The 13,269-nt window shown below is 71.3% G+C and carries 11 protein-coding genes and 3 tRNA genes; 5 read left to right on the forward strand and 9 right to left on the reverse strand.

Features of this window, described 5'->3' with window-relative positions:
- The 4 genes from ftsH to tilS all read right to left on the reverse strand — a co-directional run bounded on the left by ftsH (position 1) and on the right by tilS (position 5,447).
- Entirely contained in the window at positions 1-2,016 is a 2,016-nt protein-coding gene (gene ftsH, locus JOD46_RS16390; RefSeq protein WP_204395534.1) for an ATP-dependent zinc metalloprotease FtsH, read from the reverse strand.
- An 82-nt stretch (positions 2,017-2,098) separates the two neighbouring features.
- A complete protein-coding gene (locus JOD46_RS16395; protein ID WP_204395535.1) occupies positions 2,099-3,796 on the reverse strand; it encodes an MFS transporter in 1,698 nt (565 codons plus the stop codon).
- Between the two features lie 31 nt (positions 3,797-3,827).
- On the reverse strand, positions 3,828-4,379 hold the full coding sequence (hpt, locus tag JOD46_RS16400; protein WP_204395536.1) for a hypoxanthine phosphoribosyltransferase: 552 nt from the start codon (positions 4,377-4,379) through the stop codon (positions 3,828-3,830).
- A gap of 60 nt (positions 4,380-4,439) precedes the next feature.
- Complete coding sequence (tilS, locus tag JOD46_RS16405) at positions 4,440-5,447, reverse strand: tRNA lysidine(34) synthetase TilS (RefSeq protein ID WP_204395537.1); 1,008 nt, start codon at positions 5,445-5,447, stop codon at positions 4,440-4,442.
- Positions 5,448-5,508: 61 nt separating this feature from the next.
- On the opposite strand from tilS, the gene ppa reads away from it, so the two are divergent.
- Positions 5,509-6,000: an inorganic diphosphatase gene (gene ppa / locus JOD46_RS16410; RefSeq protein ID WP_204395538.1), complete on the forward strand. Its 492-nt coding sequence runs from the start codon at positions 5,509-5,511 to the stop codon at positions 5,998-6,000.
- Between the two features lie 75 nt (positions 6,001-6,075).
- On the opposite strand, the gene JOD46_RS16415 is transcribed toward ppa, so the two are convergent.
- The gene (locus JOD46_RS16415; protein ID WP_204395539.1) at positions 6,076-7,404 is read right to left on the reverse strand and encodes a M23 family metallopeptidase; all 1,329 of its coding nucleotides are present in this window, start codon (positions 7,402-7,404) and stop codon (positions 6,076-6,078) included.
- Positions 7,405-7,614: 210 nt separating this feature from the next.
- Between JOD46_RS16415 and JOD46_RS16420 the strand changes: the two genes are divergently transcribed.
- From JOD46_RS16420 to JOD46_RS16435, 4 genes are all read left to right on the forward strand, one after another.
- Positions 7,615-7,687: transfer RNA gene (locus JOD46_RS16420), tRNA-Glu, on the forward strand.
- 38 nt (positions 7,688-7,725) lie between these two features.
- Positions 7,726-7,799, forward strand: a tRNA-Asp gene (locus JOD46_RS16425).
- 84 nt (positions 7,800-7,883) lie between these two features.
- Positions 7,884-7,956 (forward strand) — tRNA-Phe (locus JOD46_RS16430).
- A gap of 296 nt (positions 7,957-8,252) precedes the next feature.
- The gene (locus tag JOD46_RS16435; protein ID WP_204395540.1) at positions 8,253-9,518 is read left to right on the forward strand and encodes an MFS transporter; all 1,266 of its coding nucleotides are present in this window, start codon (positions 8,253-8,255) and stop codon (positions 9,516-9,518) included.
- A gap of 19 nt (positions 9,519-9,537) precedes the next feature.
- Here JOD46_RS16435 and JOD46_RS16440 read toward each other — a convergent pair whose 3' ends face one another.
- The 4 genes from JOD46_RS16440 to JOD46_RS16455 all read right to left on the reverse strand — a co-directional run bounded on the left by JOD46_RS16440 (position 9,538) and on the right by JOD46_RS16455 (position 13,245).
- Positions 9,538-9,918, reverse strand: a complete 381-nt coding sequence (locus JOD46_RS16440; RefSeq protein WP_204395541.1) for a RidA family protein — start codon at positions 9,916-9,918, stop codon at positions 9,538-9,540.
- Positions 9,919-9,994: 76 nt separating this feature from the next.
- Entirely contained in the window at positions 9,995-11,011 is a 1,017-nt protein-coding gene (locus JOD46_RS16445; protein WP_204395542.1) for an adenosine deaminase, read from the reverse strand.
- A complete protein-coding gene (locus JOD46_RS16450) occupies positions 11,008-11,685 on the reverse strand; it encodes a Type 1 glutamine amidotransferase-like domain-containing protein (protein WP_204395543.1) in 678 nt (225 codons plus the stop codon). The genes JOD46_RS16445 and JOD46_RS16450 overlap by 4 nt, the downstream gene beginning before the upstream one ends.
- 93 nt (positions 11,686-11,778) lie before the next feature.
- A complete protein-coding gene (locus JOD46_RS16455) occupies positions 11,779-13,245 on the reverse strand; it encodes an MFS transporter (protein ID WP_204395544.1) in 1,467 nt (488 codons plus the stop codon).
- Between the last annotated feature and the right edge of the window lie 24 nt (positions 13,246-13,269).

Raw genomic sequence — 13,269 nt, forward strand, 5'->3', positions numbered from 1 at the left:
TCACGCCGTCGCGGGACGCGGCTTCGTGCGCGGCGTGCGGGACGCCTTCGCCTCCTCGACGGGCTTGCCCGAGTCGACGCCGCCGTCGACGGCGCCCTGGTCGATCGGCGCCTTCTGGTGCGGGAACTGGATCGGCGGGCGGTCGGAGACCGGCCGCTTGTCGCTCGAGAGCCAGAGCGGGCGCGGCGGCAGCTTCGAGACGTCCTTGAAGATCTCGGCGATCTGGTGCTGGTCGAGCGTCTCGTGCTCGAGCAGCTCGGCGGCGAGGCGGTCGAGGATGTCGCGGTTGTCGTTGAGCACCTGCCAGGCCTCGTCGTGCGCCTGCTCGATGAGCGCGCGCACCTCGGCATCGACGGTCTCGGCGATCTCCTCGGAGTAGTCGCGCTGGTGGCCCATGTCGCGGCCGAGGAACACCTCGCCCTGCGACTGGCCGAGCTTGACGGCGCCCACGGTCGCGCTCATGCCGTACTCGGTGACCATCTTGCGGGCCGTCGACGTGGCCTTCTCGATGTCGTTCGACGCGCCGGTCGAGGGGTCGTGGAACACGATCTCCTCGGCGACGCGGCCGCCCATGGCGTAGGTGAGCTGGTCGAGCAGCTCGTTGCGCGTGACGGAGTACTTGTCCTCCAGCGGCAGCACCATCGTGTAGCCGAGCGCGCGGCCGCGCGGGAGGATCGTGATCTTGGTCACGGGGTCGGTGTAGTTCATCGCCGCCGCCGCGAGCGCGTGACCGCCCTCGTGGTACGCCGTGATGAGCTTCTCCTTGTCCTTCATCACGCGCGAGCGGCGCTGCGGGCCCGCGATCACGCGGTCGACGGCCTCGTCGAGCGCGCGGTTGTCGATGAGCTGCGCGTTCGAGCGCGCGGTGAGCAGCGCGGCCTCGTTGAGCACGTTCGCGAGGTCGGCGCCGGTGAAGCCGGGCGTCTTGCGAGCGAGCACCTCGAGGTCGACGCCCTTGGCGAGCGGCTTGCCCTTGGAGTGCACCTCGAGGATCTTCTGGCGGCCCTTGAGGTCGGGGGCGTCGACGCCGATCTGGCGGTCGAAGCGGCCGGGGCGCAGCAGGGCCGGGTCGAGGATGTCGGGACGGTTCGTGGCCGCGATGAGGATCACGTTGGTCTTGGGGTCGAAGCCGTCCATCTCGACGAGCAGCTGGTTCAGCGTCTGCTCGCGCTCGTCGTGCCCGCCGCCGAGGCCGGCGCCGCGGTGGCGGCCGACCGCGTCGATCTCGTCGACGAAGATGATCGCGGGCGCGTTCTGCTTGGCCTGGTCGAACAGGTCGCGCACGCGGCTCGCGCCGACGCCGACGAACATCTCGACGAAGTCGGAGCCGGAGATCGAGTAGAACGGCACGCCGGCCTCGCCCGCGACGGCGCGCGCGAGCAGGGTCTTGCCGGTGCCGGGAGGGCCGTAGAGCAGCACGCCCTTGGGGATCCGCGCGCCGACGGCCTGGAACTTGGCCGGGTCCTTGAGGAAGTCCTTGATCTCGTGCAGTTCCTCGATGGCCTCGTCGGCGCCCGCGACGTCGTCGAAGGTGACCTTCGGGCTCTCCTTGGAGACGAGCTTGGCCTTGGACTTGCCGAACTGCATGACGCGGTTGCCGCCGCCCTGCATGCCCGAGAGCATGATCCAGAAGAAGAGGCCGATGAGCACGAGCGGCAGCAGGATGCCGAGCATCGAGAGGAACCAGTTCGGCTGGGGCACCTCGTCGTTGTAGCCGTCCTTCGGGTTCGCCGCGTCGACCGCGTTGATCACGTCTTCGCCGCGCGGCGTGACGTAGTAGAACTGCACCTGGGTGCCGAGGTCCTTCTCGGCCTCCTTCAGCGTCAGGTCCACCCGGTTCTCGACGTCGACGATCTTCACCGCGGCGACCTTGCCCTGGTCGAGGAGCTCGAGGCCCTTCTGGGTCGAGACCTCCCGGAAGCCGGACTGGCTGATGAGGCTGGATCCGATCCACACGGCGACGATCGCGAGCAGGATGTAGAGGATCGGCCCGCGCAGGATCTTCTTCACGTTCATGGTCCTGCAAGGCTACAGCGGTGCCGCTGTGGACCGGCTCCCTGTTCGCTGAAAGCGGTGCGGGGCGGATGCCGCGGCGCGCCTACGACGTCGGCGGCTCCTCGAACGGCTCGCGCGGTCCGCGCTCCTGCCACTGCCCGAGGCGGTCGTCCATGTCGACCTCGGCCTGCCGCGCGCTGGGCGTGTACCCGAGCACGATGGGCAGGAAGCGGTCGCACGTCAGCGCCTGCAGCCGGAGGTCGCTCGTGGCCAGCACGGTGGCCGTGCGCGGGGTGCGCCGCAGCAGCGCGATCTCGCCGAAGCCCTCGCCCGGGCCGAGGGCGGCGACGACGCGCCCGTCGCCGACCACGTCGGCGTCGCCCGACTCGATGACGTAGAACCGGTCGCCGGCCTCGCCCTGCGTGAACACCGGCACGCCCGCGGGGACCGCGACCGGCTCGAGCGCCCGCGCGAGCTGCTCGATCGAGGGCAGCGGCAGCGTGTTCAGCATCGGCACCTGCCGGAGCAGCCCGACGTGCTGGTCGAGGTCGCCGACGGTGCGGTCGAGCGCGCGCAACCGGCGCCACGACAGCGCGGCGAGCACGGGGCACAGCAGCCCGATCGCGATGAGGGCCGCCTGCACGCCGAGCCACTCGACGAGCACGGATGCCACGACCGCGCCGATCCCGACGAACACCGCGACGAGGCTCTCGAGCACGCCGAAGATGCGGGCGAGCACCTCGTCGGGCGCCATCCTCGCGATGAGCGTGAAGCCGGCGACGTCGACGAGGGCGTTGCCGATCCCGACGAACGAGAGCAGCGCCAGCGCGGTCGCCTGCTGCGGGAACACGCCGATGAGCGCGATCGGCAGGCCCCACAGTCCGATGCCGACCGCGAACCATCCGCCCAGCCGACTCGTGCCGACGAGGAGCGACGCCCCGAGCGACCCGAGCACGGCGCCGACACCCACCGCCGTCATGAGCGCCCCGACGCCGGGCTCGCCCGTCGCGAGCAGCTCGATCGCGACCACGACCGAGAACACGGTGAGCGCGCCGCGCGTGAGCGCCTGCGCGGCGGCGAGCGCGAGGATCAGCACGAGGTCGCGGTTGCGCGCGACGGCCCTGAGCCCGTCGGCGGCCTCCCTCGCGAGGTTCGGGCGGCTCGGCGCCGGAGGACGCGGGGGCGCCTCGTAGCGGAGCCCCACGAGCACGGCCGCGGCGGCGAACGAGGCGGCGGCCGCGACGGCGAACACCACGTCGACGCCGGTGAACTGGAGCAGCACCGCCGCCAGGAGCGGACCCACGAGCGTGGCCGCCGAGTCGAGCAGGCCCCGGACCATGTTGGCGCTCGCGAGCTCGTACCCGGTGCGGCAGAGCGAGGGCAGCAGGGCGGAGTGCGCCGGCCGGTAGAGCGTCGCCGCGATCGTCGAGACGACCGCGAGGGCGTAGACGATGCCGGTCTCGCCTCCGACCGCGACGACCACGGCGGCGCCCGCGGTCGCGACCCCGCGGACGAGCGAGACCAGGATGAGCACGCGCTCGCGCCGGCCGCGGTCGGCGATCGGCGCGAGCAGCGGCGCGAAGACCGCGGACGGCACCATCCGGAGCAGCCCGACGAGCCCCACGGCCACCGCGCCGCCGGCGCGATACGCGACGATCCCGAGCGCCACGGTGAACGCCCACTCGGCGGTCCAGGCGCCGAGGAAGCTGAGCTGCGCACGGCGCAGGTCGGGATTGACCCACTTGCTCGCGAACGCGGCGGCGGCGCCGCGCACCCGGCTCCGACGCCCCCCTCGGCTCATGAGGAGACTCTAGGCCGGGGCGGCCCGGCTGTCAGCTGTAGACGTGCGGCGCGAGGATCGCGACATCCCGCAGGTTGCGGTACTTCTCGGCGAAGTCGAGCCCGTACCCCACGACGAACTGGTTCGGGATGTCGAAGCCGAGGTACTTCACGTCGACCTCGACCTTCGCCGCGTCGGGCTTGCGGAGCAGGGCGCAGATCTCGACCGACTCGGCGCCGCGCGACTCGAGGTTGCCGCGCAGCCAGCTGAGGGTCAGGCCCGAGTCGATGATGTCCTCGACGATGAGCACGTGCCGGCCGGTGAGGTCGGTGTCCAGGTCCTTCAGGATTCGCACGACGCCCGAGGACTGCGTGCCGGCGCCGTACGAGGACACCGCCATCCAGTCCATGTTCACGTGCGGCCGGAGCTCGCGCGCGAGGTCGGCCATGACCATGACCGCGCCCTTCAGCACGCCGACGAGCAGGATGTCGAGGCCCTCGTAGTCGGCCTCGATGCGGCGGGCGAGCTCGGCGAGCTTGTCGCGGATCTGCTGCTCGGTGACCAGCACCTCGGTCAGGTCGGCCTCGATCTCGCGCGAATCCATCCCGGGCTCCTCCATCTGGTCCATGGGCGAACGGATGGCACGAGCCTAGCCCGCGCGCGTTCAGGCCGAGGCGCCCGCCGTGAACTCGATCCGGGCGCCGACCCGCGCGGCGCGGCATCCCGGCAGGTCGATCGGGCCCTGCCCGCGCCAGTCGGTCACGAGACGGGCGACCTCGAGCGTCTGCCGGCGGCTCAGCGCGACGCCGAACTCGCTCGCGACCACGTGCCGGATGATCCGCTGGCGTAGGGCGGCAGGGTTCGCGGCAAGCGCGCCGACCGAGACGGCGATGCCGGCCTCGGCGGGCTCGCAGATCTCCTCGATGAACTCCTCGATCTGCTCGGCGAACGCCTGCTCGTCCTCCCGGAGCTGCTCGGCCGTGCGCGCGAGGGCCTCGGCGACGCCCGGCCCGAGCTCGGCCTCGAGCACCGGCAGCACGCGCTCGCGCACGCGCACGCGCGCATACGCGGGATCGGTGTTGTGCGGGTCGTCCCACGGCACGAGACCCGCGTCGAGGCAGGCCTGCCGCGTGGTCGCGCGGCGGATGCCGAGCAGCGGCCGCGCGTACCGCCCCGACCGGGGTGCCATGCCGGCGAGGCTCGCGGCGCCCGAGCCGCGCGCGAGTCCGAGCAGCACGGTCTCGGCCTGATCGTCGAGCGTGTGGCCGAGCAGCACGAGCTCGGCTCCGGTCTCGCCGGCGGCCGCGTCGAGCGCGGCGTAGCGTGCGGCGCGCGCGGCGCCCTCGGGTCCCGCGCCACCGGGTGCGGCGCCCGCGTCGACGCGGCGCACGAGCACCGGCTCGAGGCCGAGGTCGCGGGCGACGGATGCCGCGGCATCCGCCTGCTCGCCCGACCCCGGCTGCAGGCCGTGGTCGACGATCACCGCGCCCGCGCGCCATTCGGCCCTCGGGGCCTCGAACGCAGCGGCCGCGGCGAGCGCGAGCGAGTCGGGCCCGCCCGACAAGGCGACGAGCGCGAGGGGGGCATCCTCCCGGGACGCCAGCACCGAGCGCACCGCGCGCCGCACGTCGGCGATCGGCGGCGTCAGGCGTGGACGGCGCTCGGAGGGCATCACGTAACCTTATTCCGGCCATCCGGGCGCGAGCGCGCCATCCGGACACGAGGAGAACAGCATGGGCGAGTACGCCGCCGTCATCGAGATCCCCAAGGGGAGCCGCAACAAGTACGAGGTCGACCACGAGACCGGCCGGGTCTTCCTCGACCGCGTGCTCTACACGAACTTCGTCTACCCGACCGACTACGGGTTCTTCGAGAACACGCTCGGCGACGACGGCGACCCGCTCGACGTGCTCGTGCTCACCCAGTACCCGCTGTTCCCGGGCGTGGGCGTGAAGGTTCGCCCGGTCGGCGTCTTCAACATGGTCGACGACGGCGGCGGCGACGCGAAGATCATCGCGGTGCCCGCGGGCGACCCCCGCTGGGACTACATCCAGGACGTCGACTCGATCCCCGAGTACACGAAGAAGGAGATCGAGCACTTCTTCGAGCACTACAAGGACCTCGAGCCCGGCAAGTGGGTCAAGACCGAGGGGTGGGCGAACGCGGCCGAGGCCGAGGCGCTCATCGCGAAGGCGATCGAGGCGTTCCCGGGCCACGGGCACTGAGCATCGGGCGGATGTCGCGACATCCGCCGCACGCATCGAACGGGGCGAGCCGACCGGCTCGCCCCGTTCCGCGTCTCAGCCCAGGTAGACCCCGCGTGCCGCCATGAAGGGCACCGGGTCGATGCGGCTCCAGCCGTTGTAGACCTCGAAGTGCAGGTGGCATCCGGTGGATGCGCCCGTGGTGCCGCTCGAGGCGATGACCTGGCCCGAACTCACCCACTGGCCGTAGCCGACGAACAGGCCGCCGTCCCGGATGTGCGCGTAGCCGGTGTAGATGCCGCCGCCGTGGTCGATCTTCAGGTAGTTGCCGTAGCTGCCCGACCAGCCGGCGTAGACGACCGTGCCGGAGTAGGCGGCGTAGATCGGCGCCGAGCATCCGGTGGCGATGTCGGTCGCGTAGTGGAACGGGTTCGAGCAGTAGCCGCCACTGCAGATCACTTCGCGCGGGCCGTAGTTGCCCGAGATGTAGCCGTACGCCGGCTTCGACCATCCCGAGGAGGATGGCGCACCCGCGCCGCCTCCACCACTGCCGCCTCCGCCGCCGGCCGCTGCGGCCTCCGCCTCGCGACGGCGCCGCTCCTCCTCGGCCTTGCGCCGGCGCTCCTCCTCTTCCTTGCGCTTGCGCTCGCCCTCCTGGTACGCGGCGGTCGTCTTCGCCTCCGTGTCCTTCAGGAACTTCAGCTGCTGGTCGAGCTCGATCTTGCGCGCCTCCGACTCGGCGAGCGCCGCCTCGGCCGCGGCCTGCGCGGCCTGCGCCGCGGCGAGCGCCTCCTCGGCGGCGATGCGCAGCTTCTCGCGCTCGGCCCGCGCGACCTCGGCCTGGTCGGCGAGCGATTGCGCGGTGTTGGTCGACTCCTTGGCCTCGGCGTAGATGTCGGCGGTGCGCTCGACGAGCTTCTCCATCGAGCCGAGCTTCGCCAGCAGCTCGTCGGTGCGCGCGGACTCCCCCGCGTCGAGCATGAGGTTCACGCCGAGGTCGGTGCCGCCCGTGCGGTACAGCTGCGCGGCGAGCTGGCCGGCGTTGCGCTCGGCGTCGGCCGCCTCGGCCGCGGCGCTGTCGGCCTGCGCCTGGATCTCGTCGGCGCGGCGCACGGCATCGTCGTACTGCTGCTGCGCGACCAGCAGCTCCTCGGTGCGGCGCTCGGCCTCGGCACGCGCGACCGCGACGTTCTCCTCGAGCTGGGCGATGAGCCCGATGATCTGGTCCACGGCCTTCGCGGCGGCGGCGGTGTCGGCCTTGGCCTTCTGCACCTCGTCCCACGTGGGGTAGTCGGCGGCGATCGCCGGAACCGGATCGGCCACGACGCCGCCCGTCGCCGCGATCACGAGGGCGAGCACGGCGGCGAAGGCACGCAGGCGCGAGCCCACCCGGCCGAACGCTCGGCGCTCTGCGGTTCGCGACATGATTCCCCATCCGCGCGGGCCCTGCGGCGCCGCGCTCATGACTCTCGTGCGGGCAGTGGCCCTTGCCACACTAAGGACGCACGGGCCGGTCCCCCGGCATTTCCGCGGGCATCGGCGTGTCGCGGACGCGCTCGTTTTGGAATCTCGCAGCCGACCGCGTATGCTCTCTTCTCGGCGGTCGTGCCCAGCACGGCCACTGCCGGAACATCCGGCCCCATCGTTTAGCGGCCTAGGACACCGCCCTTTCACGGCGGCAGCACGGGTTCGAATCCCGTTGGGGTCACTCGATGGGTCCGGTACAATTGAACAGCTTCTTTACGAGGCCCTGTGGCGCAGTTGGTTAGCGTGCCGCCCTGTCACGGCGGAGGTCGCGGGTTCAAGTCCCGTCAGGGTCGCTCAGGCGACAAGCCCTTTCCCTTTCGAGAGAAGGGGCTTTCTCCTTATCGAGGCACCGTCCGGTTCGCCGGCGGATGTCGCGAGGCTCTGTAGCTCAGTTGGTAGAGCGTTCGACTGAAAATCGAAAGGTCACCGGATCGATGCCGGTCGGAGCCACATCGAGATGAAGACCCCCGGGCAGGCGCCCGGGGGTCTTCTCGTTCCGGCCGGGCCGGCGGGTGCGGTTCCGCGGCCGATTCAGGCAATCCGCGCGCACGCAACGTGATCGGAGACCACGGCCGCCTCGGAGCCTGGGGCACCCGTCAGCCATCGCGACGGCCCCGGCGTCGGATGGCACGTCCGTGGGGCACCCCGGCCGTGCGCCGTCTGACTGGTTTCGGGCGAATCGGAATACCCCCTAGGGGTATTTGGTTACACAGGTATCCCGACCCGGTCCTCGCAGGAGGAAGACCATGCGACTGTTCAAGATCCGCGACTACCGCCACCTCTTCAGCGCGCAGGTGATCGCACTGTTCGGCACCGGGCTGACGACCGTCGCCCTCGGCCTGCTGGCCTATGATCTCGCCGGACCCCAGGCCGGTCAGGTGCTCGGCACGGCGCTGACGATCAAGATGGTCCTCTATGTGATCATCGCCCCGATCGCAGCGGCATACATCGACCGGCTTCCCCGGCGGGTGTTCCTCGTCACGCTGGACGCCCTGCGCGCCATCGTCGTCCTCGCGCTTCCGTTCATCACCGAGGTCTGGCACGTGTACGTCCTGATCGGCCTCCTCCAGGCCTCCTCCGCGGCGTTCACCCCGACGTTCCAAGCGGTGATCCCCGACATCGTGACCGACAAGGCCGACTACACGCGGGCCCTGTCCGCCTCGCAGGTCGCCTACACGATGGAGAGCCTGCTCAGCCCGGTGCTGGCCGCCATCGCGCTCAGCTTCATGAGCTTCAGCTGGCTGTTCCTCGGCACGTCGCTCGGCTTCATCCTCTCCACCCTGCTCGTCCTCTCGACCCGCATCCCGAACGCCGGCCGAGGCACGCGCTCCGGCGCCTGGGACCGTGCCACCTCGGGGATCAGGACATTCCTGCGCACACCGAAGCTCCGCGGCGTGATCGCCCTCAACCTGGTCGTCGCGGCCGCCGGCTCGATCGTGATCGTCAACACGGTCACCTACGTGCGCGACGAACTCGGCGGCTCGCAATCGGCCGTCGCCTGGATGCTCGCCGCGTCCGGCACGGGCTCACTGATCGCAGCCCTCACCCTCCCCCGCGTGCTGGACCGGATCGCCGAACGCACGGTCATGCTGACCGGCGCCGCAGTGCTGTCGGTCGCCACGATCACGGCCGCCGCGCTCACCGCCGCCGGGATCATCACGTGGGCCGGCACCGCCATCCTCTGGCTCCTGATCGGATCGGGCATGGCCATGATCGTCACGCCCACGGGACGGATCCTTCGCGGATCAGTGGAACCCACGAGGCTGCCCCAGGTCTTCGCCGCGCAGTTCTCGCTGTCGCACCTGGCCTGGCTCCTGACGTACCCGATCGCGGGATGGCTCGGTACGGCCATGGGGCTTACGATCACCTGGTCCGCGCTCGCCATCCTGGCGGTGGCCGGAGCAGTCGCCGCCCGCTCGCTCTGGACCCGGAACGGAGCGCGCGGACCGGCTCAGGCACCGGCGACCTCGCTCCGGGCTCGCGGCCCGCTGGGCTCGGTCGAGCACGCCTGATTCCCAGACCTTCGCTGATCTAGCCGGTGACGGCGGTCATCCGGATGGAGACGAGGATGCCGGGGAATTCGACGCCGAGCTTCGCGACGTACCGCGTCGGCGGAGCCGACGGGAACCAGCGTGCGTACTCTTCGTTGAGGCCGGGGAAGTCCTCGGGGCGGGTGAGCAGCACGCCGACCTCGACGACGTCGTCGAGCGTCGCCCCGCCCGCCTTCAGGATCGCCTCGCAGTTCGCGAGCGCCTGCCGGGTCTGCTCCTGGATGGTGTCACCCGCGAGCACCCCGCTTCTCACGTCGACGCCCACCGTGCCCGAGACGTAGACGTGCGCCCCGACTCGCACGCCCTGGCTGTAGAACGGCGACGTCGGTGCATCCGGGGTGCTGATGATCTCCTTGGCCATTGCGAGCCTCCTCCCTCGGCGCACGCACCCGATCGATGGTGTGCATCGTGGCAGAGGTCGGCGCGCGCCGCACGCCTCATTCCGATCGATCGCGCTTCCACGCGTCGATCTCGCCGTGGAGTCGCGCCCGTCCGACCGGATCGAGGAAGGCGGAATCGACGGAGTTCCTCGCCAACTGCTCGACCGCTCCGGCATCCAGGCCGAACTGCGTGACGACGGCGTCGAAGTTCGCGTCGAGGTAGCCGCCGAAGTACGCCGGGTCGTCGGAGTTCACGCTCACGAGGAGGCCGAGCTCGAGCATCCGGGGCAGCGGATGGTCGGCCATCGTGTCGACCGTGCGCAGTCGCACGTTCGACAGCGGGCAGACGGTGAGCGGAACGCGATCGCGGACCAGGCGCTCGACGAGGTCGGGGTCCTCCAGGCTCCGGATGCCGTGGTCGACGCGTTCGACGTGCAGCAGGTCGAGCGCCTCCCGGACGTACTCGGCCGGGCCCTCCTCGCCGGCGTGCGCCACGACGTGGAGCCCCGCGTCGCGAGCCATCCGGTAGACCTCGACGAAGAGCGACGGCGGGTAGCCGACCTCCGCCGAGTCCAAGCCGATGCCGTCGATCGGCAGGCCGGCGTCGAGCACGTGGGCGAGGGCATCCATCGCATCCCCCGGCGGGAGGTCGCGCCAGAACGACATGATGAGCTTCGTCGTCATCCCGTGGTCGGTGAGGCCTCGGTCCAGTGCGCTGCGGATGCCGCCGATCACTGTCTCGGCCGGGATGCCGCGTCGCGTGTGCGCCTGGATGTCGAAGAAGATCTCGGCGTGCCGCACGCCCGCGGCCGAGGCGCGAGCGAGGTAGCGATGGGTGACCGCTGCGAAGTCGTCCGCGTCGCGCAGGACCTCGAGGTTCACGTAGAGCAGGTCGAGGAACGACTGGAGATCGGTGAAGTCGTACTGCGCCTCGAGGTGCTCGAGCGACCGCCACGGGAGGTCGATGCCGTTCTCCCCCGCAGTCTCGATGATGAACGCGGGCTCGAGGGTTCCCTCGAGGTGGACGTGGAGTTCCGCGACCGGGGGTCTCGCGACGCGTAGACGATCGGTCATCCGGATGCCACCGGGAGGGGGAAGTGCGTCCAGGATCCCTCTGACACGACTCGGACCGCGCCGGCGGCGACCACGATGGCCGTGTCGTCGTCGATGGCGTATGCCGCGTTCGGCAGGGTGGCGGCCCATCGTTCCGCGTGGGCGAGGGTGTTCTGCGGGAGGTTCGGATGGTCCAGGTGCGGGAAGATCGAGAAGTCGACGACGCCCAGGGCCTCGTTTCCGCCGCCGGGCGGCTGCCACTCGACGAAGTACTCGCCGATCCGGGGCGTGAGCGCCATGCTCCCGGCGCTCAGGCCCACCCAGACGGTATTCGACAGGGTGGGGAGCAGGTCGACGAACCCGGACTCGCGCATCCAGTGCGCCAGGTACAGGGAGTCACCTCCGCCGGCCAGCAGGACGTCGGCCTGCTCCAGGACCGGGACCCAGAGCTCCCGCTCGATGCTCGGCAGGGCGGTGAGTTCCAGGACGCCCAGGGACTTCCACCCCTGGTCGACCATGTGCAACGGGGAACGCCCGCTGATGAAGCGCCATGCTCCCTCGCTCGAACCGTGGCCGTACGCGGCCGTGGGGATGCACAGGGCGCTGCACTCCTCGATGGGCTTGCCCAGCAGGTCGACCAGTGCAGCGCGGATCGTCGGATTGCCGACGCCGGCAGAGGTGAGCAGGAGCTTCATCGGGTCTCTCCATTCCGTCTTCGCAATCGATCGTGAAATGGAAGTGGTCGTCGGGGCGACCGTACCAAACGAGGCAGCCAACGCGCCGCACGGTCACGGACGAGCGGATGAGAGGTCGGCGAGATCGACGTCCTGATCCGCGCTCCGAGCGGCGCCCGAGCGGGAACCGCCGCGGTCGGCCCGAGGCACGAGAAGCCAGGAGGCGACGGCCGCCGCGGCAGCGAAGCCGGCTGCGACCCGGAAGGCCGCGGACAGGTCGGAGGTGAGCACCGCCGCCTGGTCGGCGCCGGTACCCGTCGCGACGGCGGCGAGCACCGCCAGGCCGATGGCGCCGCCGACCTGCTGCGAGGTGGTGTAGACGCCTCCGGCGATCCCCGCCCGCTCGACGGGCACCCGGCTCGTGGCGGCCACGGTGCCGGCGACGAAGGCGAGGCCGAATCCGATGCCGGTGACCAGCTGCGGCAGCACGAGGTCGGCGAGGAAGGACGACTGCGGGTCGAGGATGGAAGTCCACGCCAGCCCGACGGCCGCGACGAGCAGGCCGACGGCCAGCGGCATCCGCACCCCGAACCGCCCGATGATGCGCGGGGCGAGGGCATTGAAGAGGACGAGCATCGCCACGGTGGGCAGGACGCCGAGGCCCGCGACCACCGGTCCGGCGCCGCGAATCGCCTGCAGGTAGACGGTGAGCAGGAACCACATCGGCATCATGGCCATGGCGCTCAGCAGCACGGCGAGGTTGGCGCCGCGCAGGCCGCGCACGGCGAGCAGCGACGGCGGGAGGAGCGGGTCGGCCGCGCGCCGCTCGAGCATCGCGAACGCCGTCAGCAGGAGCACTCCGGCCAGGAGCGGGAGCAGCACCCTGATCGAGAGCCATCCGTCCTCCGAGACGCCGATCAGGCCGAACACGACGGCGACCAGTCCCCCGGTCGCGGTGATCGCCCCGCCGAGGTCGAGGGCGGGCCGCGCGGCACGGAGCGGGGTCGCCGGCAGGCGCACGAGCGCGCCCACGACGATGAGGATGCCGATCGGCATGTTGATCCAGAGGATCGCGGGCCACCCCCAGGCTTCGGTGAGCAGGCCGCCGAGGATCGCCCCGGATGCGCCGCCGAGCCCGGCGGCCGCGCCCATCAGGCCGAGCGCCCGGTTGCGCCGCGGCCCCGGCGCGAAGATCGTCATGACGAGGGCCATCGCCGCGGGCGCGGTGAGGGCCGCACCGAGCCCCTGGGCCGCCCTCGCGGCGACGAGGGCGCCGGCGGTCGGCGCGAGCGCGCCGACGACGGAGGCGACGACGAAGACCAGCAGCCCCGCGACGAACACGCGCCGCGCACCGGCGACGTCGGCAAGGCGACCGCCGAAGAGCAGGAGGCCCCCGAAGAGCAGCGCGTAGGCGTTGACGACCCACGTGACGCCGCCCGCCGTGAAGTCGAGATCGGCCTGCATCGAGGGCAGGGCGACGTTCACGATGGCCGAGTCCAGGACGAGGACGAACTGGGTCGCGGCGAGCAGGAGCAGCGCGAGGCGCGACGGGCGCGCGAGGTGCGGATACGACGGGTTCATGGTCCCCTCCGGGAATAGAAGTAC

Origin of the sequence: Agromyces aurantiacus (assembly GCF_016907355.1) — a bacterium.
Taxonomy (GTDB): domain Bacteria; phylum Actinomycetota; class Actinomycetes; order Actinomycetales; family Microbacteriaceae; genus Agromyces; species Agromyces aurantiacus.